Origin of the sequence: Cyanobium sp. ATX 6A2 (assembly GCF_024346355.1) — a bacterium.
In the GTDB taxonomy this organism is placed as follows: domain Bacteria; phylum Cyanobacteriota; class Cyanobacteriia; order PCC-6307; family Cyanobiaceae; genus NIES-981.
In genome coordinates this window covers 1-20,980 of the sequence record NZ_JAGQCU010000007.1, presented here as the reverse complement: position 1 = coordinate 20,980, position 20,980 = coordinate 1, and the positions used below count along the sequence as shown (strand labels likewise).

Below are 20,980 nucleotides of genomic sequence, written 5' to 3'. Positions count from 1 at the left end.
CCATGCCCAAGGCCGATATCCATCCCACCTGGTATCCCGACGCCAAGGTGATCTGCAATGGGGAGGTGGTGATGACCACCGGCTCCACCCATCCCGAAATCCACGTCGACGTGTGGAGTGGGAACCATCCCTTCTATACCGGCACCCAGAAGATCCTCGATACCGAAGGTCGGGTGGATCGCTTCATGCGCAAATACGGCATGGCCGGCCCCAGCAGCGCCAGCCCAGAGGCCAAGCCCAGCGAGGGCAACGCTTCGAAGGCCAGCTCCTCCGAGGCCAACCCCTCTGAGGCCGAGGCCTGAGCGCAACTTTCTGAGCGCCACTGCCTGAGTCGCCTCGCCCTTGGGGGCTGTCAACGGCCGGATGCCACCAGGTATCCGGCTTTGTGCTGATCTGCCGCAGCGGACGCTGCCAGGATCCCGATATGGACCCTTCCCTGCTGCACGAGCGCCTGGAGACGGCCCGCCGCACCTTCGCAACGCTGGAGCGGCAGCTGGCCGATCCCGATGTGGCCTCAAACCCGGCCCAGTTGCAGCGGATTGCCCGCGAGCGCTCCCGGCTTGAACCCCTGGTGCTCGACCAGCAGCGCCTGCAGCAACTGGAGCAGGAGCACCGCCAGGCCGGCGACCTGCTGCGTGAGCAGCGCGACGACGCGGCCATGGCCGCCCTGGCCGCTGAGGAACTGATCCAGCTGGATCGGGAGATTGCAGCGCTGCGGCAGCGACTCACCCTCGCCCTGCTGCCCAGCGACCCCCGCGACGCCCGCAGCGTGATGCTGGAGATCCGTGCCGGGGCGGGGGGAGATGAGGCGGCGATCTGGGCCGGCGACCTGGCCCGCATGTACGAGCGCTTCGCCCAGAGCACGGGCTGGCGGGTGGATCCGGTGAGCGCTTCGGAGGCCGAGCTGGGGGGCTACCGGGAGTTGATCCTGGCCGTTCGGGGCGAGGGGGTGTTCAGCCAGCTCAAGTTCGAGGCCGGCGTCCATCGGGTGCAGCGGGTGCCGGCCACCGAATCCCAGGGCCGGGTGCACACCTCCACGGCCACGGTGGCGGTGATGCCCGAGGCCGATCCGGTGGAGGTGCGGATCGAGCCCGGCGATCTGGAGATCAGCACCGCCCGCTCCGGCGGCGCAGGCGGCCAGAACGTGAACAAGGTGGAGACGGCCGTGGACCTGTTCCACCGCCCCAGCGGCATCCGCATCTTCTGCACCCAGCAGCGCTCCCAGCTGCAGAACCGCGAGCTGGCCCTGGAGATCCTGCGGGCCAAGCTCTACGAGCGCGAGCTGGCCCAGGCCCATGCCCGCGAACGCTCAGCCCGCCTGGCCCAGGTGGGCAGCGGCGACCGCAGCGAGAAGATCCGCACCTACAACTACAAGGACAACCGGGTCACTGACCACAGGCTGGGCCGCAATTTCACCCTCGAGCCAGTGCTCAACGGCGAGCTGAGTGACTTAATCGGCGCCTGCATCGCCGCCGACCAGGCGCAGCAGCTGGAGGAGCTGACCGCCACCTAGGCCACCAGGCGGATGCCGTCTCCGGTGTCGGCGTCAAGCACCTCAAGGCCGATCACATATTTGGCCCACTCACGATGCAACCCGGCGCGCACCAGCCGGGAGGCCTCAAAGCCGGGGCCACTGAGGGGGCGGTGGGGGCGCCGCGCCAGGGCCATGGCTGCCTCGCGGGGCGTGCGATTGCCCTTGCGCACGTTGCAGGGAAGGCAGGCAGTGGTCACGTTCTCCCAGCTGTCGGGTCCGCCACGGCTGCGGGGAAGGATGTGGTCAATCGAAAGCCGTTCACCGCTGTAGCCGCAGTACTGGCAGCGATGACCATCGCGCTGGAAGAGATTGCGGCGCGTCAGCGGCAGCGGTTTGTAGGGCACACGCACAAACTGACGCAGGCGAATCACCGTGGGCAGCAGCAGGTCTTCACGAATCACCCGGGCCGGATCGTGCTCGAGGCCTTCGGCCTTGCCCTTGAGCAACATCACCATGGCGCGCCGCCAGCTGGTGATATTCAGCGGTTCGTAGGACGCATTCAGGACGAGAACATGGCCCATCTCAGCACCGGCCCACGCCAGGGAGGCAGCTAGGGGCGATGCTAGATGGAATCCAGATGCCACTCCGTGACCCAGGCCACCAAGCCAGGCCGGCTGGCCGGCAGCGAGCCGTCACCCCAGCCGCCGGAGACCTCCGGGCTGGAGCGCCAACGCGCCTGGGTAGAGGTGGATGCGGCGGCGATCGAGGCCAACGCCAGGTCCCTGCGTCGCCATCTCGCCACCAGTGAACTGATGGCTGTGGTCAAGGCCGATGGCTATGGCCATGGGGCCCTCACCGTGGCCCGCGCGGCGCTTGCCGGCGGGGCCTCCAGTTTGGGGGTGGCCACTCTGGCCGAGGGCATCGAACTGCGCCGCTCCGGCATCGAGGCTCCGGTGCTCGTGCTCGGCGGTCTCTGCCATGAGCAGGAACTGCGCTCCTGCCTGCACTGGCGCCTGATGCCCACCATCAGCGGCCGGCGGGAGGCCCTGCTCTGCCACAACCTGGCCAGCGGCCAGGGCCGCCGGATGGCGCTGCAGCTGAAGCTGGACACGGGCATGGCGCGCCTGGGGGTGGACTGGGAGCAGGGCCCCCAGCTGGTGGCGGCGATCGCGGAGCTCGAGGCGGTGCAGCTGGCCGGCGTATACACCCACCTGGCCAGCGCCGATCTCCCCCCCGGCGAGGACGATGGCCTCACCAGGCAGCAACAACAGCGCTTTGAGACCGTACTCACCAGCCTTCAGCAGCAGGGCCTCGATCCGGTGTGCCGCCATCTGGCCAATTCCGCCGGCGCCCTCAGCAACCCCGGCCTGCACTACGACCTGGCGCGGGTGGGGCTGGCCCTCTACGGGCACCCGCCGGCGACCCACCTGAGCGGGGTGGTGGCGCTTCAGCCGGCGATGCGCCTGCGTGCCCGCGTCAGCCTCATCCGTGAGCTGGCGGCGGGGGTGGGGGTGAGCTACGGCCACCGCTTCCGCACCCAGCGGCCGAGCCGACTGGCCGTGCTGGCGATCGGCTACGCCGATGGGGTGCCGCGGGCCCTGAGCAACCAGCTGGAGGTGCTGTTCCGCGGGCAGCGGCTGCCCCAGGTGGGTGCGATCACGATGGATCAGCTGATCGTGGATGCCACCGATTGCCCGGCCCTGGAGGTGGGAGCGGTGGTCACCCTGCTCGGCGGCGATGGTGACCAGGAGATCACCCCGAGTGAGTGGAGCGCTCGCTGCGACACCATCCCCTGGGAGATCCTCTGCGGCTTCAAGCACCGGCTGCCCAGGCTGGCCTGCGGCGGTGGATCCACGGCGCGCTGATAAGCTCTTCGAGCCCCTGGAGAGGTGGCTGAGTGGTTGAAAGCGGCTCCCTGCTAAGGAGTTACAGGAGGCAACTTCTGTCGAGGGTTCGAATCCCTCCCTCTCCGTTGTTACTCACGCGATCCTGCAGGCGGCGCTGAGCCTGCGGCCGATCTCGGGCAGCAGGGTGGTGTCGGCCGCACAGGCCTCACCTTCGCTGAATGCCACCAGCACAAAAGGGGCATGGCCATCCACCTCCACATAGGCCGCATCGTGGCGCGCCTGGCTCATCCAGCCGGCCTTGCTCCACAACCGCGCCCCCGGCGGCAGCCCCTCGCCGAGAAAACCATCCACCTGGTTCTCCGGATCGGCCGCCCGCTGCCCGGGGTCGAGGCTGCGGGCCAGCAGGGCCTGCATCCGCCCACAGGCCGGGGGCGACACCAGCGCTGAAGCCATCACCGCCTGCAGCAGCCTGGCGGTGACATCGCTGCTGAGGCGGTTGCGGTTCTCCAGGCTGGACCCGTAGAACTCCCGCTCCCGACCGAAGGGCCCGTCGCCCCAGGTTTTCTGGCAGGCATTCACGCCCTCGAGCTCAGGCCAGCCCAGCGCGGCCAGCCACTGGTTCACCAGTTGCCGCTGCTCGATCCAGCTGGCCATCGCCGCCGCCGGCAGCGCCGGCCCGCTGGTGGTGCCACTGAGCAGATCCACCACCAGCCCGGTGGCGTCGTTGCTGGAGTCCTGGATCATGGCCGCCAGGGCACGGCGCAGCTCGGGGTCGTCCACCAGCAGATCGTCCTGCAGCCAGGCCTCGGCGGCGATCAGATACACCAACTTCACCACGCTGGCCGGGTAGAGCTGACGGTTGCCGCCCCAGCTCGCCCCCTGGGCCGCAGCAGGGGGGGTAGCGAGGCCGTCGGCAGCTCCGCAAGCCAGCAGGGAGGCCGGATAGCGCACCCAGGTGATCGAGAGCCTCTGGGCCAGGCCGGAGCGACCCTGCAGTTCCAGCGCCCGCACCAGATCTGCCAGGGTCTGGCCCATGGCCGCACTGGAGCTGTAGAACGCCATCACTTCCGGCAACCGTTGCGGCGAGATTAGGCATGCCCTCCCTGCCCCTCGAGTCAGCCGATACAGCGCCGGGCGCCGGCACGCCGGTGGCGGGAGAGCTGCTGCGGCCCGGCAGCATCTGGGAATTGCGCGCCGCCCTCAACCTGCATGCCCGGCCCAGCGGCGACGGCCTGGCGACCCAGGCCGCCCGAGGGCGGCGGCTGCAGGTGCTCAGCCCAGGGCCGGCCTGCGGCCCGCTGGTGGAGCCGAGGCGGCTGCGGGTGCGGCTGCTGGAGGATGGCTACCCAGGCTGGGTGAACCCGGCGGCGCTGCTTGGAATCGCCGTGGCCTCCACCAGACCCCGGCCGCGGCTGCTGCAGCGCTGCGCCATTCAGCCATTGCTGCCCCAGGTGCTCGCCTGGGCCCTGGCGGCGGCGGAGCGCCCCAACATCTATCAATGGGGGGGCACCGTGGGCCCAAACTTCGACTGCTCCGGAGTGGTGCAGGCCGCCTTCGCCAGCGTGGGCATCTGGCTTCCCCGCGACGCCTACCTGCAGGAGCGCTTCTGCCAGCCGGTGGCCGTGCGTCCCGGCCAGAGCCAACTGCTGGAGCCGGGTGATCTGATCTTCTTCGGCAGCCCGCAGCGCTGCACCCATGTGGGGCTGCATCTGGGCGGGGGGCGCTATCTGCACAGCTCGGGTCGTGCCCACGGCCGCAACGGTCTCGGGATCGACAACCTCAGCCCCCGCAACGCGCACCCGGTGGCTCAGCACTACCGCCGGGAACTGCGCGGTGCCGGGCGGGTGATGCGCTGCCACGATGGCAGCCCCCTGCCCGCGTAGGTTCCCCCCAGCTGCGGCGGCGCCTTGGAACTCTCGGTGGTGGTACCGCTCTACAACGAAGCGCAGAGCCTGCCGCTGCTGGTGAGCGCCCTGCTCAGCGCCCTGCGTCCCCTGGGACTGGGCTTCGAGCTGGTGCTGGTGGATGACGGCTCGGGCGATGGCACGCCGGCAGTGCTGCGGCAGCTGCAGGCTGCCACTCCGGAGCTGGTGGCGGTGCTGCTCCGCCGCAACTACGGCCAGACGGCCGCCATGGCCGCCGGCTTCGACACCAGCCGGGGGGATGTGATCGTCACCCTCGACGGCGATCTGCAGAACGACCCCCGCGACATCCCCCTGTTGCTGCGGCGCCTTGAAGAGGGTTACGACCTGGTGAGCGGCTGGCGCCACCAGCGCCAGGACGCTGCCCTCAGCCGCCTGCTGCCCAGCACACTCGCCAATCGCCTGATCGGGCGCGTCACCGGCCTGCGTCTGCACGACTACGGCTGCTCCCTGAAGGCCTACCGACGCGAGGTGATCGCCGACCTCAACCTCTACGGCGAGCTGCATCGCTTCCTGCCCGCCCTGGCGGCGATCGAGGGAGCCCGCATCGCCGAGGTGCAGGTGAACCACCAGCCCCGCCGCTTCGGCAGCAGCAACTACGGCATCGATCGCACCTACCGGGTGCTGATGGACCTGCTCACGGTGTGGTTCATGAAGCGCTTCCTCACCCGACCCATGCACGTGTTCGGCGGGGGCGGGCTGGCGGCGATGGGCGCGGGGCTGCTGATCAGCCTCTGGCTGGTGGGCGAGAAGCTGATTCTGGGGGTTGATCTGGGGGATCGGCCACTGCTGCTGATGGCCCTGATCAGCTTCCTCACCGGCGTGCAGCTGTTCTGCTTCGGCTTGCTGGCCGAGCTGCAGATGCGCACGTATCACGAGAGCCAGGGTCGACCGATCTACCGCGTGCGCGAGACGTTGCGGGGCAGCGGCAGCTGAGGGCGCGCGCGGGCGGCGGAGCAGGGGCAGCAGCGGAAGCGCTCCAGGCCGCGAGCCGCCTCCCGCACAACCCGGGGATCCACATCGCGCAGGCCCCGGCGCAGCACCGACAGCACGTCCGGCTGTCCCCAGCGCCGAGCGATGCCCATGGCCTGCAGGCGCTGCTGGCCATCCCCGCGCAGCTGCTGCTCGAGGCGGGCCTTGAGCTGGGCGCGCTGGCGCGCGTCGGCGGTGGGCGGAATGACGCCATCGGCGATCTCATTGGCAGTCCGTTGAGCCGCAACGCCAGCCGAGGGGGCGGTGCCGGTGGCCTGCGCTCCGTCGCTGCGGCCGGGGCCAGTACGCAGCAGGGTGATCTGGGCCCGGTTGAGGGCGGCGATGGCGCTGGCGTCGGTGGAGCGCAGCAGCGCCGGCGGGGTGCGGCGACGCAAACTCCAGGTGAGGAACAGCAACAGGGCAGCGGCCCCAGCAAGGATCGACGGTGCCATGGGTTGAACTTTTATGTCGCCAGCGGGGCGGCCAAAAGGCGCACCCAACGGCGATCTTTACAGTACAGATGGTAAGTATCGGCCATTGTCATGACTGGAGATTTCGCTGCCGCCTGGATGCCTTCCGTGCTGGTTCCCCTCGTGGGCATCCTCGGCGCAGCTGTGGCCATGGCCCTGCTGTTCAACGTGATCGAAGCCACCGAGTGAGGCAGCCCCTCCATCCAGCCCTACTCAGTCCAGCCCTTTTCCACCACCCCATGACTGTGACCCCCGTGGCCGACCCCTGCGTCGGCAATCTGGCCACTCCTGTGAACAGCAGCTACTTCAGCAAGGCCTTTCTGAACGCGCTGCCCGCCTATCGCCCCTCCCTGTCACCGAACCGCCGGGGCCTTGAGGTGGGCATGGCCCATGGCTACCTGCTGTATGGGCCGTTCGCCTTCACCGGCCCCCTGCGCATGACCGACTACGCGAGCACCGCCGGCCTGTTGGGCGCGATCGGGCTGGTGTCGATCCTCACCGTCTGCCTGTCGATCTACAGCACTGCGGGGAGCGGTCCCAACGTGCAACCCGCCGATGCCACCATCGACAATCCTCCCGCCGACCTGTTCACCAAGGCCGGCTGGGCTGAATTCGCCAGCGGCTTCTGGCTCGGTGGCTGCGGCGGCGCCGCCTTCGCCTGGTTCCTGGCCAGCATTGCCCTCTCCAGCCCCCTGGCTCACCTGGGCGGCGTCTGGAGCGCAGGCTGAGGGCTCCGCAACCCCAGCCAATCCATCACTCCCACCCATCACCAGCCCCGCTCAGCGGGGCTTTTTTCATGCACACTCCAGAGCTGATCCGCCAACGCTGCAACGACAGCCCTAACAACCACAGCCCTCACCACCACAGTCTTCGCCAGCACAAGCAAGGCAGGCAGCGGCGCTGGGCGGGAGCCTGCCTGGGCGGCCTGCTCCCGCTCGGCGTGGCGTTGGCCGGCTGCGACGCCAGGTTCAACGAAGCCCTGATGCGCCAGGGGCATCAGGCCATGGTGGAGTGCCAGCACGGCGAGCGGGCCATCACCGATGGCGATGAGCTGCGCTGCGAAGACTGGGGCTACGTGCGCAGCAACTATCTGGAGGCGAGCAAAAGCCAGCCCCAGGAGCCAGGGGCTGGAAGCTGAGGCACGAACGGGGGCCAAGCATGAAAAAACCCCGGCCTTGGCCGGGGTGGCGTTGTCCCTCGAGGGGGTGGTCAGGGTCGGGTGAAGGTCAGCCGAACTTGCCAGCCGTTGAGGCGATCAGGAAGGCGGCATAGGTGAGGAAGTAGCCCACCGTGAAGTGAGCCAGACCCACCACACGGGCCTGAACGATCGAGAGAGCCACGGGCTTGTCACGCCAGCCCACCAGGTTGGCGAGCGGAGTGCGCTGGTGCGCCCAGACGATGGTTTCGATCAGTTCCTGCCAGTAGCCCCGCCAGGAGATCAGGAACATGAAGCCGGTAGCCCACACCAGGTGACCGAACAGGAACATCCAGGCCCAGACGGCCAGGTTGTTGGTGCCGGCCGGGTTGTAGCCGTTGATCAGCTGGGAACTGTTGAGCCAGAGGTAGTCGCGGAACCAGCCCATCAGATAGGTGCTGGATTCGTTGAACTGGGCCACGTTGCCCTGCCAGATGGCGAGGTGCTTCCAGTGCCAGTAGAAGGTGACCCAACCCACGGTGTTCAGGGCCCAGAAGACAGCCAGATAGAAGGCGTCCCAGGCGCTGATGTCGCAGGTGCCGCCACGGCCGGGGCCGTCGCAGGGGAAGGAGTAGCCGAAGTCCTTCTTGTCGGGCATCAGCTTCGAACCCCTGGCATCCAGGGCACCCTTCACCAGGATCAGGGTGGTGGTGTGGAGACCCAGCGCGATGGCGTGGTGCACCAGGAAGTCACCAGGACCGATCTGGAGGAACAGGGAGTTGGTGCCGGAGTTGATGCTGTCCAGCCAACCGGGCAGCCAGACGGCGCCGGCCGTGGAGGAGATGCTCTCTGAGTTGGAGAGCAGCACGTCCATGCCGTAGAGGGCCTTACCGGAGGAGGCCTGCACGAACTGGGCGAACACCGGCTCCACCAGGATCTGCTTCTCGGGGGTACCGAAGGCCACAACCACGTCGTTATGGACGTAGAGACCCAGGGTGTGGAAGCCGAGGAACAGAGACACCCAGCTCAGGTGGCTGATGATCGCTTCCTTGTGCTCGAGCATCCTGGCCAGAACATTGTTCTTGTTGGCCTCGGGGTCGTAGTCACGGATGAAGAAGATCGCACCGTGGGCGAAGGCACCGCACATCAGGAAGATGGCGATGTACTGGTGATGGGTGTAAAGAGCTGCCTGCGTGGTGTAGTCCTTGGCAATGAATGCATAGGACGGCAGCGCATACATGTGCTGCGCCACCAGGCTGGTGGCCACCCCAAGGCTGGCCAGGGCCAGACCGAGTTGGAAGTGCAGTGAATTGTTGACGGTGTCGTAGAGACCCTTGTGCCCAGCTCCGAGGGCGCCGCCGAAAGGCGTGCCTTTGGGGGGATTGTGGGCTTCGAGAATCTCGCGGATCGAGTGGCCGATACCGAAGTTGGTGCGGTACATGTGGCCGGCGATCACGAAGATCACACCAATCGCCAGGTGGTGATGGGCGATGTCAGTGAGCCAGAGCGCTTCGGTCTGGGGATGGAAGCCACCCAGGAAGGTGAGGATGGCTGTACCGGAACCTTCAGTCGTGCCGAACAGCTGATACTGGGTATCAGGGTTCTGGGCATAGACCCCCCAGTTGCCGGTGAAGAAGGGCCCCAGACCTGCCGGGTGAGGCGACACCGAGAGGAAGTTGTCCCAGCCCACGTGCTGGCCGCGGGACTCGGGGATGGCCACGTGAACCAGGTGACCGGTCCAGGCGATGGAGCTGAAGCCGAACAGAACCGCCAGGTGATGGTTGAGTCGTGATTCAGCGTTCTTGAACCAGGCCAGGGAAGGCCGGAACTTGGGCTGGAGGTGGAGCCAGCCGGCGAAGAGAGCCCACGCCGACAGGATCATCATGAAGATGGCGCCCTGGTACAGCTCGGCATTGGTGGTCATGCCGATCGTGTACCACCAGTGGTAGAGGCCTGAGTAGGCCACATTCACCGGAGAGGAGGCACCGGCTTGGGTGAAGGCGTTGATGGCCCCTTCACCGAAGTGGGGATCCCAGATCGCGTGAGCGATGGGACGGACATTCAGCGGATCGGCGACCCACTGTTCAAAGTTGCCCTGCCAGGCGATATGGAACAGGTTGCCCGAAACCCAGAGGCCGATAACGGCCAGGTGTCCGAAGTGGGTGGAGAACAGCTTCTGGTAAAGCCGCTCCTCGGTCATGCCGTCGTGGCTCTCGAAGTCGTGAGCCGTGGCAATCCCGTACCAAATTCGGCGGGTTGTCGGGTCCTGCGCCAGACCCCGGCTGAACGAAGGAAATTTCGTTGCCATTGGGAAAGGTCAGAAAGGTCAGCCGACCGCAATCATGCGGGCCAGGAAGAAGGACCAAGTGGTCGCGATGCCGCCCAGAAGGTAATGAGCGACACCCACGGCACGGCCCTGAGTGATGGAGAGCGCACGGGGCTGAATGGCCGGCGCCACCTTCAGTTTGTTGTGAGCCCAGACGATGGACTCAATCAGCTCCTGCCAGTAGCCGCGGCCGCTGAACAGGAACATCAGGCTGAAGGCCCAGATGAAGTGGGAACCCAGGAACATCAGGCCATAGGCACTGGAGCTGGAGCCATAGCTGTTGATCACCTGTGCGGCCTGGGCCCACAGGAAATCACGCAGCCAGCCATTGATGGTGATGGCGCTCTGAGCGAAGTTGCCGTTGGTGATGTGCTGGACGCTGCCATCTGCATTGACGGTGCCCCACACGTCGCTCTGCATCTTCCAGGAGAAGTGGAAGATCACGATCGACAGGGAGTTGTACATCCAGAACAGACCCAGGAACACATGGTCCCAGGCTGAGACCTGGCAGGTCCCGCCACGGCCGGGGCCGTCGCAGGGGAAGCGGAAGCCGAGGTTCGCCTTGTCGGGGACGAGGCGGGAGCTGCGGGCATAGAGCACACCCTTCAGCAGGATCAGCACGGTGACGTGGATCGTGAAGGCGTGGATGTGGTGGACCATGAAGTCCGCCGTGCCCAGGGGAATCGGGCCAGCCGCAACCTTGCCACCCACAGCCACCACGGAGCCGTTGAACACCTCGCTCACACCCGCGAGGGCATTGGGAGCGGTGGTGCCGGCGGCGGCGGCATGGAGACCCTGGATCCACTGCGCGAAGATTGGCTTCAGAGCAATGGCGGAGTCACTGAACATGTCCTGGGGACGTCCCAGGGCACGCATGGTGTCGTTGTGGATGTAGAGGCCGAAGCTGTGGAAGCCCAGGAAAATGCACACCCAGTTGAGGTGGCTGATCAGGGCATCACGGGCTTTCAGCACCCGATCCAGAACGTTGTCGATGTTCTTGGCCGGGTCGTAGTCGCGGATGAGTGCGATGGCCGAGTGGGCACCGGCTCCGACGATCAGGAAGCCGCCGATCCACATGTGGTGGGTGAATAGCGACACCTGGGTGGGGTAATCGATCCCAATGTAGGGATAGGGCGGCATCGCATACATGTGATGCGCCACGATGATGGTGAGCGAGCCGAACAGAGCCAGGTTCACACCCAGTTGGGCATGCCAGCTGGTGGTCATGAACTCGAACAGGCCGTCGTGCCCATTGGTGGCAGGGAACAGCAGGGGATCACCCTTCTGACCTTCCAGGATTTCCTTGATGCTGTGGCCGATGCCCCAGTTGGTCCGGTACATGTGACCGGCAACGATGAACAGCACCGCGATCGCCAAGTGGTGGTGGGCGATATCGGTCATCCATAGGCTTCCAGTGACGGGGTTGAGGCCGCCCTTGAAGGTGAGGAAGTCGCTGTAAGCCGCCCAGTTGCCGGTGAAGAAGGCAGAAATGCCGGCACCGAAACCTGGATACAGCTGGGAAATGACGTCCTGGTTGAGGAACTCGTGGGGGAGCGGAATATCGCCATAGGAGGCGATGGTCTGGCCGTTGATGGCCAGGGGCTCACCGGCATCGATGGCATCCATCAGGGCCGTGGTGGGCAGGGACACGTGCAGGAGGTGTCCTGTCCAGGAGAGGGAGCCCAGACCCAGCAGGCCAGCCAGGTGGTGGTTGAGCATGGACTCAACGTTCTGGAACCACTCCAGCTTCGGGGCGGCTCTGTGGTAATGGAAGACCCCGGCGTTGAGCATCAGGCCAGCCATTACCAGTGCGCCGATGGCGGTGACGAGCAGCTGGTACTCGTTGGTGAAGCCCCATGCCCTCCAGACATGGAAGAGACCGGAGGTGATCTGAATGCCGTTGAACCCGGCACCCACATCGCCGTTGAGAATTTCCTGGCCAAAGATCGGCCAGACCACCTGAGCTGAAGGCTTGACGTGCAGGGGGTCAGCCAGCCAGCCGGTGTAATTGGAGAAGCGGGCACCGTGATAGAAGGCGCCGCTCAGCCAGATGAAAATGACGGCCAGATGGCCGAAGTGAGCCGAGAAGATCTTGCGAGAGACCTCTTCGAGGTCGCTCGTGTGGCTGTCGAAGTCGTGAGCGTTGGCGTGGAGGTTCCAAATCCAGGTTGTGGTTTTGGGACCTTTGGCCAGGCTGCGGTCGAAATGCCCGGGCTTTTCAAAAAGCTCGAACGTGGCCGGAACGCGGTTCCGGTCGACCATGGCCTCAGCCTTTTTCCCACGCTCTGGTGGGCTGATGGTCATCGAGTGTTTCCTCGAGGGACAGAGTCGAGGTGGGGGTCCCCACCCCTGGGGAGCGAGGCCTCATCCGCTGGAAACCAGGAACTGGAAACCAGCGAGGGAGGCGCCGTGATCGGGCCCCATGGACGGACCGGGCGAACCGGGGCCGTCCATGGGCTCCAGCCGCAGCGGCTTCAGCGAGGGCTCGCCAAAGGCGAGGATTCGCAAAACCGCTGTGGAGGCTGGGGCCAGGCCCCAGATAGGGGACCGCTCGGCGCAGCATAAGAGCCACGCTCAAGATGCTTCTGGGCTCAGTAACAAAGGTTCAATACCCCCGATCCCCAGTGCACGACTGGCACCTGAAGGAAAGAAAGCTATATCGACTAGTCTTCATTCGCGTCATTTGAATCATATCCCTACCGTTACTGGTGCGGTTGACGGCCGGACTGGAGGCAAGCCGTCCGGGCCAGCAGAATGCCTCCAGATCCATGGGGACAGGGCGGGTGAGGGTGGTGCGGGCCGGCGGAGCTGGCAAACAATGGCGCCGGCTGCTGCGGGTGCTGCTCAGCGGAGCCCTGCTGCTGGTGCTGCTGGCGCCCTCCGGCTGCTCCCGGCTCAGCCGCAACAGCGGCGCCCCTGAGCCCCTGCCCCTGGGCGCGGCCGGAGCGGCCGGCCGCCTGCAGGAGGTGGCGCCACCGCCGCCGGTGCAGCAGCTGCGGCAAGCCCTCGATCAGCACAGGCCGCAGCTGGCCATCACCGCCCCTGAGGACGGCAGCCTGCTCCCTGCCGGGAGCTGGACCCTGCGTATCCGCGGCAGCGACTGGCCACTCACCGATGCCGGCCCGCTTGGCCTTGGGGCCCATCTGGCCGTGCAGGTGGATGACGAACCGCCCCTGCGCCTCACAGGAGACGGCGCCACCGCCGAGCGCTTCGATCTGGCCGTGCCGATGGACCCTTTGGCCCCGGGCAGCCACCGCATCACCGTCACGGCCGTTCGGCCCTGGGGGGAGGTGGTGAAGAACCCGGGGGCTTCCGCCCAGATCCGGCTGCACCGGGTGGCCATCAATCCGCTGGGCGTGCCGGCACCGGGCACGCCGCAGCTGATCGTGGCCAGTCCAGCGGAGCTGGCAGGCGCCGAGCCGGTGCTGCTCGACTGGTTGCTGCAGGATGCGCCCCTGCAGGGACTGCGCGAGGGGGACGCCCGCTGGCGGCTGCGGGTGACGATCAACGGCGACAGTTTCCTGGTGGACCAGAACGCCCCGCTGTGGCTCAAGGGCTGGCGCACCGGCAGCAACAGCCTCTTGATGGAACTGGTGGATGAGCGCGGCGAGCCTCTCAATCCCCCGTTCAACACGCTGGTGCGGGAGGTGACCCTGGGGGCCGCCGGCCCGCGGCCCCGCTGGCTGGGGGGAGCGTTGAGCGAGGAGGAACTGGCGCAGGTGCTGGGCACGGCCCCGGCTGCAGACCCCGAGGCCGCCACCGCTGAGGAGCCTGCGCAAGAGGAGCCTGCAGAACCGGCCGAACCAGCCGCTGCAGAGACTGCGCCCGCAGCCGCTGCGCAAGCCGATGCCGAGCCACGCGGGCATGGGGATGGGCCTGATCCGGCGGAAGCGCTGCCCACCGAGGAGGCGCCCCAGGAGAGCGAGGGCACCAGCGTGAACGGGCTGTCCCCGAACGGGCAGCCGGAGTCGGCGGCATGAGCAACAACGGCGGCCTCTGGGGGCTCAGCTTCAGTGCCGGGGGGGAGGCTCTGCTGATGCCCCTGCTGCAGGCGGGGCTGCTGACAGCGCCGCCGGTTCTCTGCGGCGATCCCCCCCTGCCTGGCTGGCTTCGGGAGCACTGGACGGGCGCGCGGGGATTTGTGGTGGTGGGTGCCTGCGGACTGGTGGTGCGGCTGGTGGCCCCGTTGCTGGCGGGCAAGCACCGGGATCCGGCCGTGGTGGTGCTCGATCCCCAGGGGCGCTTTGTGATCCCGCTGCTGGGGGGCCATCAGGCCGGGGCCGAAGCGCTCGGCCAGCAGGTGGCCGCCGTGCTGGGAGCCCAGCTGGTGAGCACCGGCAGCAGCGGCGGTCGGCAACGGCTGGCGCTGGACAGCTTCGGCCGGGCCTGGGGCTGGCGGCGGGGCTCGGGCGGCGACTGGACGGCACTGATGAAACGGGCGGCCCAGGCTGAGACGGCACCGCGGGCGGCCCCGGTGGTGAGCCAGAGCGCCGGCAACCGGCGCTGGCAGCAGCTGCAGGCCGCCACCGGGCTGAGCCTGCGGGCGTGCAGCGATCCGCACAGCGAGGGTGAGGCGGATCTGCTGATCACCATCCACGCCGGACCCGGCTGCCGTTGGCACCCCCCCGGGCTGTGGTTGGGGCTCGGCTGTGAGCGCCACACCTGCCTAGAGCTGCTGGAGCGGCTGGTGGACGGGCGACTGGAGCAGCTGCAGCTGGCCCCCGAGGCCGTGGCAGGGCTGGCCAGCATCGATCGCAAGGCCGACGAACCCGCCCTGCTGGAGCTGGCCCGGCGCCGCCACTGGCCCCTGCGCTGGTTCTCAGCCGCCCACCTGGACGCGGTATCGGTGCCCAACCCCTCAGCGGTGGTGGCGGCCGAGATGGGCACGGCCAGCGTGGCCGAGGCGGCCGCGCTGCTGGCGGCCGGTCCCAAGGCAGGGCTGCTGGCGGGGAAGCAGGTGCTCCATGGCGCAGGCGGGGAGCAGGGCGCCGCCACCCTGGCGATTGCCCAGGCCGATGGGCAGTGGGCTCCGCAGCGCGGACATCTGCACCTGGTGGGCAGCGGCCCGGGGCGGCTCGATCTGCTCACCCCCGATGCCCGCAGGGCCCTCGCTGAAGCCACGGTGTGGGTGGGCTACGGGCTCTATCTCGATCTGCTGGAGCCCCTGCGCCGGCCCGACCAGCTGCGCTGCGACGGCCAGCTCACCGAAGAGCGGGCGCGCTGCGAGCTGGCGCTGGAGCTGGCGAGCCAGGGGCTGAACGTGGCCCTGGTGTCCTCGGGAGACAGCGGCATCTACGCCATGGCGGGCCTGGCCCTGGAGCTGTGGCTCCAGCAACCCGGCGATGGCCGGCCCGGTTTCACGGTGCACCCCGGCATCTCCGCGCTGCAGCTGGCGGCCGCCCGGGTGGGCGCTCCGCTGATGCACGACTTCTGCACCATCAGCCTCAGCGACAGGCTCACCCCCTGGGCCGTGATCGAACAACGGCTGCGGGCGGCCGCGGCGGGCGATTTCGTGGTGGCGCTCTACAACCCGCGCTCGCGGGATCGCCACTGGCAGCTGGAGCGGGCCCGAGAGATCCTGCTGGGCGAACGTCCCGGTTCCACCCCGGTGGTGCTGGCCCGGCAGCTGGGACGGGACGCCGAGCGGGTGAGCGTGCACCGACTGGATGCTCTGCCGCTCGACCAGGTGGACATGCTCACCCTGGTGCTGATGGGCAACAGCAGCACCAGAGAGCAGGAGGGCTGGGTGGTGACACCAAGGGGTTACCCGGGTGCCGAGCTCACTGACAAGTCGGGATGACAGGATTCGAACCTGCGGCCCCTTCGTCCCGAACGAAGTGCGCTACCAAGCTGCGCTACATCCCGATGGCTGGACTTTAGGGGATGGCCCGCAAGGAGAAGCCTGGAGCCGCCTCCCCCCCCCTGAAACTGGGCTGGTCGCAGACCATGCCTGGCGTGATATTTCTAAAGTCAGCTCCTGCCCTCCCGCCGGCCCGATCCGGGTCCCTGCCGCCGTGTTGAAACCCGACTGGCTGCGCGTCAAGGCCCCCCAGCGGGAGCGCATCGGGGCGGTGGCCGACCTGCTGGCGGACCTCAAGCTGAACACGGTGTGCCAGGAGGCCAGCTGCCCCAACATCGGCGAGTGCTTCGCCGGCGGCACCGCTACCTTTTTGATCATGGGGCCCGGCTGCACCCGGGCCTGCCCCTACTGCGACATCGACTTCGACAAAAGCGTGCGGGCCCTCGATTCCACCGAGCCCCAGAGGCTGGGGGAAGCGGTGGAGCGCCTGGGCCTGCGCCACGTGGTGATCACCGCCGTGAACCGCGACGACTTGGCCGACGGCGGCGCCAGCCAGTTCGTGGCCTGCATCGAGGCGGTGCGCCGCCGCTCGCCGGACACCACGATCGAACTGTTGATCCCCGACTTCTGCGGCAACTGGGACGCCCTGGCCGCCGTGATGGAGGCAGCGCCCCACGTGTTCAACCACAACATCGAAACAGTGCCCAGGCTCTACAGGCGGGCCCGGCCTCAGGCCATCTATGAACGGTCGCTGGAGCTGCTGCAGCGGGTGCGCGAGGGTTGGCCACGCGCCTTCACCAAGTCCGGGCTGATGGTGGGGCTAGGAGAGAGCGATGAGGAGGTGCTGGAGGTGATGGCTGACCTGCGGCGTCACGCCGTGGACATCGTGACCATCGGTCAGTACCTCTCGCCCGGCCCGAAGCACCTGCCGGTGGACCGCTTCGTGACGCCGGAGCAGTTCGAAGGCTACCGCCGGCATGGGGAGCAGGAAATGGGCTTTCTGCAGGTGGTGAGCTCACCGCTGACGCGCAGCAGCTACCACGCTGGGGAGGTGAGGCGGCTGATGAGAGAGAATCCGAGACCTGTTGTGCCGCCCCGGAGATTTCCGAGAAAGGTAGCTGGCTTTTCTGATTGAATGCGCCGTGGCCGTCTAGTTGAAGGGGGACGCCCCCGTGCCTCGCCTCCGCGGGGGCGGGGCTGGCACCCCACCGATCTCCATCACCAGCAACCCCGTAAACGGATAACTTGACAGAAGATTTCTGACCATTAAATGTGGATCAATATGGCGATTCATCGCCTCGGGAATGATTGCCCGTCACTCCACCCTGTTCGCTCTCAAGCTCAGAGCACTCAAGCCTCTTTCCCCACCAGTCAAGATAGCCACCCCGAGCAACCTTTGAAATGACAGTTTTTGTTGGCCTATTAATCGGAAACGAAACATGGGAGCTTCAGGAAAGAAGCGTCAAGTCAATTCGATCCGCCCACCCAGAGCAGGCTATCGTCATTTACTATTCCCTTGACAAGGACAGCATTCTATCAACACTGTCCGGACTTGGAGTGGAAGCTGTTGATTTAGGCAGGCCAGAGATGCTTAACGCGATCTCACCGTCGAAATATTCGCTTTACAACTCGTTTGACTTCAACATCAAGTCGTCCTTCAAGTGGATTGCTTTGCTTGAAGCGATGAAATCGAAATCAGATGATGCGATCTTTATTGATGCCGATATCAAAGTACTATCGGCCATCCCATTGGCATCGTTTGGCAAGATATGGAAGGCTTATGACATATTGGTTCAAGATGAAGGCAGTCACATATTTCCCAAGCATCCATGCACCGGGTTTATGGGGTTCAAATACTGCGAGACCAATATCACGCTACTTGAAACATTGCATAAAGAGCAATGTGCCGCCATAATCTCAGGGGAGGGCCAGCACGATCAAGCCACCTTCTATAAGCATATATCAGGTTGTATCGACGTTTACAAAAAGGTTTATTTCTTGTCTCAGGTCATGTTTCCAGTGGGTTACATGGGGCCTATCTACGCAAGATTCAAGCCGGCTACTGAAGCCACAAAGAGGAAAAGAGATCCTATCCTCTTCCACGCTAATTGGACTATTGGCATAAAAGCCAAGGCCGCACTTATGGATGCTTTTCATGAAGCTGAGTCCGGTCAATAAGCATCTGACCCTGGACGGCCTCCCTGGGTATAGGAGTATGAATTATGCGCCCCCGGCCAAAAAGATCTGCAGATGTTAGCCAATGATGGCACAACTCTTCTCAGATAAAAGGACAGAAATGTATAGATGCACGACAATCGGCTGTATACGGCGATTGGAGCAGGTCCCCGCCAAAGCTCACCAAGCATAAGAAGAAGTGCACGATGTGAGCTTTTTGATCGATAGTTTTGCCTGCCGACATCGTCAACCCTGCACGACAGGAACAGCGTTCGGTCTTGGTGTAGATCCGATGTGGAGTTCTGCCTCCCACTGCACTATGGGGCTCCTGCATTGTTCTGCCTCTACAGAAGGAGGGCAGGGCTGATCTCAGCTTCACGGCCACCGATGTTGGCGCGAAGGCACATCGCTACTAGGCTCTGCCTAGAAGTCTGGTTACCCCCGATTTCGTGGATAGCGGTCAGGGTTCATAGGCCTAAATGCAAAGGCAGCAAAGAACTTCAGCTTGTAGAGGATTTTGCTAACGCAATCGATCAATGAGTGCCGTAATTTTCGATTGGAATAAGCCTCAATCCAGCAGGCCAGATCCTGCTACAGTTGCAGAGGACTTATGGGCACTCAAGGAGTGTCATTGAGCTGCAGTTCCAGATTCAGAGTAGGAAAAAGCTCTCCACCGCCGAGTTGTCACAGCAGCAGTCCTTAGCGGACATGCTGCAAACAATCTTCTGCTCCCTGAGCAGATCTCGGTAGTCAGTGGCCCGGTACAGGCTGCCCTGATCCACGTGCCGGAGCAGCTGCTCCGGTTCCACCAGACGGTGAGCGAGGGGACTGTGGAGGGCCTCGACCACCAGAGCGGCATCCTTCCGCTGATCCAGCGTCCAGCCGACGACACGACGGCTGAACAGGTCGATCCAGACAGCCAGGTATCGCCAGCCCGCTGTGGTGCGAAGGTAGGTGATGTCGCTGTCCCAGCAGTGGTTGTCCCGTGTCAGTCAGGTTGAACAGTATTCAATCAGATTGTCCACAGACATTGCAGAGCCTGTTGAGTTCAGCGCGCTCCTCGCTGCTAAGCAGACCTTGGTGGCGGGGACCGGCCTGGCCGAGGTCGATGCGGGCCTGGCGCACCAAGCGGGAAAGGCTGCTGGAGTGAAGCCCAAGACGCTGGGCCTTTACATTGTAAGGGCCTCCTCCAGTCGCGAACGAGCAGTAAGAGGAACACTATCGCGTGCCTACAGCGATGGCTGGGATGCTGAAATCAGCCTGGCCCGCTTCCTGTGGAGGTCTTTCATGTAAGACAGTACAGTGTAAAGGGAGGGCAGGCATCCAAGTGAGGTCTACATTGAGGCTGAACACTGTTCCTTCCGTCCAGGGTTAAGGAAGCTCTGGGCAACAAGGGCTTGAGCGTCTCCTGAGATCAGACATCGCCGGATTGCTCCACCAGATGTTCTCAGAGATTGATCTGTGCCCAATCAAGGTGATCTTATGCCCCTTGTCGCTACCTTGCACCCAGGGCTGATTCAAAGTTTCAGCATGGGTTGGGCTGCGGCAACCAGAACCGAAACCAGGCCGAGACTTTGAATCAGCCCTGGGCCTTGGCGGCAGTGGTGACGATGGTGTTGATCAGGCCCGTGTCCTTGTCCACGCCCGCATGGATCTTCATCCCGAAATACCACTGGTTGCCCTTTTTGGTCTGGTGCATCTCCGGATCCCGGTCATGAGCCTTGTTCTTTGTGGAACTGGGCGCGGCGATCAAGGTGGTATCGATGATCGTGGCCTGCTTCATGGCCATCCCTCGGTCCTTGAGATGGCCCTTGACCGTTTCAAAGATCTGCTCGCCCAGTTTGTTCTTCTCCAGCAGGTGCCGGAACGCCAGGATCGTCGTCTCATCGGGGATCCGATTGCTGAGCATGTCGATGCCCGCAAACCACCGCATCGTCGGCACCTCGATCAAGGCATCCTCCATCGCTGGATCGCTCAGCGAGTACCGCTGCTGCATCAGGTGGACCCGCAGCATGGTGGCCAGCGGGTAGGGCGGCTGGCCGCCTTTGCTGCCGGTCTTGGGGTAGTGGGGCTCGATCAATTCGATCAGTGCTCCCCAGGGCACCACCTGGTCCATCTCAGCCAGGAACTTCTCCCGATTGGTGCGCTTCTTGGCGGTGGTCTGCTCGTAATCGCCAAATCCCAGCTGCTTACGCCCCATCACCCCAGTCCTGGCGTGTGATCACAGCACCATTGTCCCGTGGTCAGGCTGGGTTTTCCAGGGTCTCCCTAGTGTGCCGTCCCGGAAATAACAGCTTGAATCAGGAGTGTCACCTGAGGTGCTCCGTGGCGCTTGGACGTCCGATGCCACCGCTGGTTCTCAGCGACGACGAGGTTCAGCAGCTCCAGGCCCTCGCCAGCTCCCGTTCACTGCCTCACTCCATTGTTCAGCGTGCCCAGATCGTGCTGGCCTGCGCTGCTGGCGAAACCAACACGGCCATCGCCAAGCGAATGGGGCTGACGGGGATGACGGTCGGCAAGTGGCGCAAGCGGTATCGGGAGCTGGGCCTGGAAGGGCTGCACGACGAACTCAGACCCGGCCGACCGCGCACCTACGAGGACGACACCGTGGCTGAGGTGATCAACCGGACCCTCCAGACCAAGCCCGCCGATGGCGGTACCCAGTGGAGTGCCCGCTCTCTGGCTGCGGCGACTGGCATCTCAAAAACCACCGTCCATCGCTGGTTGCAGACCTTCTCAGTGCAGCCCCACAGGCAGAAGCATTTCAAGCTCTCCACCGACCCGTTCTTTGTGGAGAAGGTCCGCGACATCCTCGGTCTCTACCTGAACCCACCGGACAAGGCAATGGTGCTCTGCGTC

Annotated in this window: 20 protein-coding genes, 2 tRNA genes and 1 pseudogene; 15 read left to right on the top strand and 8 right to left on the bottom strand. The window is 65.3% G+C overall.

Features of this window, described 5'->3' with window-relative positions; all coding sequences use genetic code 11:
* Nucleotides 1-2: 2 nt before the first annotated feature.
* Both rpmE and prfA read left to right on the top strand, forming a co-directional pair.
* The gene (gene rpmE / locus KBY96_RS08080) at nt 3-302 is read left to right on the top strand and encodes a 50S ribosomal protein L31 (RefSeq protein WP_254978858.1); all 300 of its coding nucleotides are present in this window, start codon (nt 3-5) and stop codon (nt 300-302) included.
* A gap of 122 nt (nt 303-424) precedes the next feature.
* On the top strand, nt 425-1,513 hold the full coding sequence (gene prfA / locus KBY96_RS08075; RefSeq protein ID WP_254978857.1) for a peptide chain release factor 1: 1,089 nt from the start codon (nt 425-427) through the stop codon (nt 1,511-1,513).
* On the opposite strand, the gene KBY96_RS08070 is transcribed toward prfA, so the two are convergent.
* Nucleotides 1,510-2,055, bottom strand: coding sequence for an HNH endonuclease (locus KBY96_RS08070; RefSeq protein WP_254978856.1), 546 nt, complete (start codon nt 2,053-2,055; stop codon nt 1,510-1,512). The two genes, prfA and KBY96_RS08070, sit on opposite strands and share 4 nt — an antisense overlap.
* Nucleotides 2,056-2,148: 93 nt before the next feature.
* Between KBY96_RS08070 and alr the strand changes: the two genes are divergently transcribed.
* Nucleotides 2,149-3,339, top strand: coding sequence for an alanine racemase (gene alr / locus KBY96_RS08065; protein WP_254978980.1), 1,191 nt, complete (start codon nt 2,149-2,151; stop codon nt 3,337-3,339).
* An 18-nt stretch (nt 3,340-3,357) separates the two neighbouring features.
* Nucleotides 3,358-3,446 (top strand) — tRNA-Ser (locus KBY96_RS08060).
* Nucleotides 3,447-3,453: 7 nt separating this feature from the next.
* Here the strand turns inward: KBY96_RS08060 and KBY96_RS08055 are convergent.
* Nucleotides 3,454-4,383, bottom strand: a complete 930-nt coding sequence (locus KBY96_RS08055; RefSeq protein WP_254978855.1) for a serine hydrolase — start codon at nt 4,381-4,383, stop codon at nt 3,454-3,456.
* A gap of 32 nt (nt 4,384-4,415) precedes the next feature.
* Here KBY96_RS08055 and KBY96_RS08050 point away from each other — a divergent pair, with 32 nt between their 5' ends.
* Complete coding sequence (locus KBY96_RS08050) at nt 4,416-5,204, top strand: C40 family peptidase (protein ID WP_254978854.1); 789 nt, start codon at nt 4,416-4,418, stop codon at nt 5,202-5,204.
* A 24-nt stretch (nt 5,205-5,228) separates the two neighbouring features.
* On the top strand, nt 5,229-6,179 hold the full coding sequence (locus tag KBY96_RS08045; RefSeq protein WP_254978853.1) for a glycosyltransferase family 2 protein: 951 nt from the start codon (nt 5,229-5,231) through the stop codon (nt 6,177-6,179).
* On the opposite strand, the gene KBY96_RS08040 is transcribed toward KBY96_RS08045, so the two are convergent.
* Nucleotides 6,140-6,667: a hypothetical protein gene (locus tag KBY96_RS08040; protein ID WP_254978852.1), complete on the bottom strand. Its 528-nt coding sequence runs from the start codon at nt 6,665-6,667 to the stop codon at nt 6,140-6,142. The two genes, KBY96_RS08045 and KBY96_RS08040, sit on opposite strands and share 40 nt — an antisense overlap.
* Before the next feature lie 90 nt (nt 6,668-6,757).
* On the opposite strand from KBY96_RS08040, the gene KBY96_RS08035 reads away from it, so the two are divergent.
* From KBY96_RS08035 to KBY96_RS08025, 3 genes are all read left to right on the top strand, one after another.
* Nucleotides 6,758-6,874, top strand: a complete 117-nt coding sequence (locus tag KBY96_RS08035) for a photosystem I reaction center subunit VIII (RefSeq protein WP_254978851.1) — start codon at nt 6,758-6,760, stop codon at nt 6,872-6,874.
* A 50-nt stretch (nt 6,875-6,924) separates the two neighbouring features.
* Nucleotides 6,925-7,413 (top strand): photosystem I reaction center subunit XI, encoded by a 489-nt coding sequence (locus tag KBY96_RS08030; RefSeq protein ID WP_254978850.1) that lies wholly within the window; start codon nt 6,925-6,927, stop codon nt 7,411-7,413.
* Nucleotides 7,414-7,481: 68 nt separating this feature from the next.
* The gene (locus tag KBY96_RS08025) at nt 7,482-7,823 is read left to right on the top strand and encodes a hypothetical protein (protein ID WP_254978849.1); all 342 of its coding nucleotides are present in this window, start codon (nt 7,482-7,484) and stop codon (nt 7,821-7,823) included.
* A gap of 88 nt (nt 7,824-7,911) precedes the next feature.
* On the opposite strand, the gene psaB is transcribed toward KBY96_RS08025, so the two are convergent.
* Together psaB and psaA are read right to left on the bottom strand one after the other, a co-directional pair.
* The gene (gene psaB / locus KBY96_RS08020) at nt 7,912-10,128 is read right to left on the bottom strand and encodes a photosystem I core protein PsaB (protein WP_254978848.1); all 2,217 of its coding nucleotides are present in this window, start codon (nt 10,126-10,128) and stop codon (nt 7,912-7,914) included.
* Nucleotides 10,129-10,146: 18 nt separating this feature from the next.
* Complete coding sequence (psaA, locus tag KBY96_RS08015; RefSeq protein ID WP_254978847.1) at nt 10,147-12,450, bottom strand: photosystem I core protein PsaA; 2,304 nt, start codon at nt 12,448-12,450, stop codon at nt 10,147-10,149.
* A gap of 464 nt (nt 12,451-12,914) precedes the next feature.
* Between psaA and KBY96_RS08010 the strand changes: the two genes are divergently transcribed.
* The gene (locus tag KBY96_RS08010; protein WP_254978846.1) at nt 12,915-14,126 is read left to right on the top strand and encodes a hypothetical protein; all 1,212 of its coding nucleotides are present in this window, start codon (nt 12,915-12,917) and stop codon (nt 14,124-14,126) included.
* The gene (gene cobJ / locus KBY96_RS08005) at nt 14,123-15,946 is read left to right on the top strand and encodes a precorrin-3B C(17)-methyltransferase (RefSeq protein ID WP_254978845.1); all 1,824 of its coding nucleotides are present in this window, start codon (nt 14,123-14,125) and stop codon (nt 15,944-15,946) included. Before KBY96_RS08010 ends, cobJ begins: the two co-directional genes overlap by 4 nt.
* On the opposite strand, the gene KBY96_RS08000 is transcribed toward cobJ, so the two are convergent.
* Nucleotides 15,938-16,011, bottom strand: a tRNA-Pro gene (locus KBY96_RS08000). The two genes, cobJ and KBY96_RS08000, sit on opposite strands and share 9 nt — an antisense overlap.
* 149 nt (nt 16,012-16,160) lie before the next feature.
* Here KBY96_RS08000 and lipA point away from each other — a divergent pair.
* Both lipA and KBY96_RS07990 read left to right on the top strand, forming a co-directional pair.
* Nucleotides 16,161-17,081 (top strand): lipoyl synthase, encoded by a 921-nt coding sequence (gene lipA / locus KBY96_RS07995; RefSeq protein WP_254978844.1) that lies wholly within the window; start codon nt 16,161-16,163, stop codon nt 17,079-17,081.
* A gap of 266 nt (nt 17,082-17,347) precedes the next feature.
* Nucleotides 17,348-18,124, top strand: coding sequence for a putative nucleotide-diphospho-sugar transferase (locus tag KBY96_RS07990; RefSeq protein ID WP_254978843.1), 777 nt, complete (start codon nt 17,348-17,350; stop codon nt 18,122-18,124).
* A 647-nt stretch (nt 18,125-18,771) separates the two neighbouring features.
* Here KBY96_RS07990 and KBY96_RS16530 read toward each other — a convergent pair.
* Nucleotides 18,772-19,080 (bottom strand): DDE-type integrase/transposase/recombinase, encoded by a 309-nt coding sequence (locus tag KBY96_RS16530; protein WP_396122300.1) that lies wholly within the window; start codon nt 19,078-19,080, stop codon nt 18,772-18,774.
* Between KBY96_RS16530 and KBY96_RS07985 the strand changes: the two genes are divergently transcribed.
* Nucleotides 19,079-19,414, top strand: a complete 336-nt coding sequence (locus KBY96_RS07985) for a hypothetical protein (RefSeq protein WP_254978842.1) — start codon at nt 19,079-19,081, stop codon at nt 19,412-19,414. The two genes, KBY96_RS16530 and KBY96_RS07985, sit on opposite strands and share 2 nt — an antisense overlap.
* A 301-nt stretch (nt 19,415-19,715) precedes the next feature.
* Here the strand turns inward: KBY96_RS07985 and KBY96_RS07980 are convergent.
* Nucleotides 19,716-20,321 (bottom strand): annotated as a pseudogene (locus KBY96_RS07980) (IS5 family transposase); the annotation flags it as partial.
* Nucleotides 20,322-20,464: 143 nt separating this feature from the next.
* Here KBY96_RS07980 and KBY96_RS07975 point away from each other — a divergent pair.
* The coding region (locus KBY96_RS07975; RefSeq protein ID WP_254978841.1) for an IS630 family transposase at nt 20,465-20,980 on the top strand (516 nt) is incomplete at its 3' end.

What these genes read in the sequence shown, in the direction of transcription:
- KBY96_RS08055 (WP_254978855.1), bottom strand. Translation starts at nt 4,383, where the DNA reads ATGGCGTTCTACAGCTCCAGTGCGGCCATGGGCCAGACCCTGGCAGAT.
- psaB (WP_254978848.1), bottom strand. Translation starts at nt 10,128, where the DNA reads ATGGCAACGAAATTTCCTTCGTTCAGCCGGGGTCTGGCGCAGGACCCG.
- prfA (WP_254978857.1), top strand. Translation starts at nt 425, where the DNA reads ATGGACCCTTCCCTGCTGCACGAGCGCCTGGAGACGGCCCGCCGCACC.
- KBY96_RS07985 (WP_254978842.1), top strand. Translation starts at nt 19,079, where the DNA reads ATGTCGCTGTCCCAGCAGTGGTTGTCCCGTGTCAGTCAGGTTGAACAG.
- cobJ (WP_254978845.1), top strand. Translation starts at nt 14,123, where the DNA reads ATGAGCAACAACGGCGGCCTCTGGGGGCTCAGCTTCAGTGCCGGGGGG.
- KBY96_RS08035 (WP_254978851.1), top strand. Translation starts at nt 6,758, where the DNA reads ATGACTGGAGATTTCGCTGCCGCCTGGATGCCTTCCGTGCTGGTTCCC.
- rpmE (WP_254978858.1), top strand. Translation starts at nt 3, where the DNA reads ATGCCCAAGGCCGATATCCATCCCACCTGGTATCCCGACGCCAAGGTG.
- KBY96_RS08040 (WP_254978852.1), bottom strand. Translation starts at nt 6,667, where the DNA reads ATGGCACCGTCGATCCTTGCTGGGGCCGCTGCCCTGTTGCTGTTCCTC.
- KBY96_RS08025 (WP_254978849.1), top strand. Translation starts at nt 7,482, where the DNA reads ATGCACACTCCAGAGCTGATCCGCCAACGCTGCAACGACAGCCCTAAC.
- KBY96_RS07990 (WP_254978843.1), top strand. Translation starts at nt 17,348, where the DNA reads ATGACAGTTTTTGTTGGCCTATTAATCGGAAACGAAACATGGGAGCTT.
- KBY96_RS08010 (WP_254978846.1), top strand. Translation starts at nt 12,915, where the DNA reads ATGGGGACAGGGCGGGTGAGGGTGGTGCGGGCCGGCGGAGCTGGCAAA.
- KBY96_RS08030 (WP_254978850.1), top strand. Translation starts at nt 6,925, where the DNA reads ATGACTGTGACCCCCGTGGCCGACCCCTGCGTCGGCAATCTGGCCACT.
- KBY96_RS08050 (WP_254978854.1), top strand. Translation starts at nt 4,416, where the DNA reads ATGCCCTCCCTGCCCCTCGAGTCAGCCGATACAGCGCCGGGCGCCGGC.
- KBY96_RS08070 (WP_254978856.1), bottom strand. Translation starts at nt 2,055, where the DNA reads ATGGGCCATGTTCTCGTCCTGAATGCGTCCTACGAACCGCTGAATATC.
- psaA (WP_254978847.1), bottom strand. Translation starts at nt 12,450, where the DNA reads ATGACCATCAGCCCACCAGAGCGTGGGAAAAAGGCTGAGGCCATGGTC.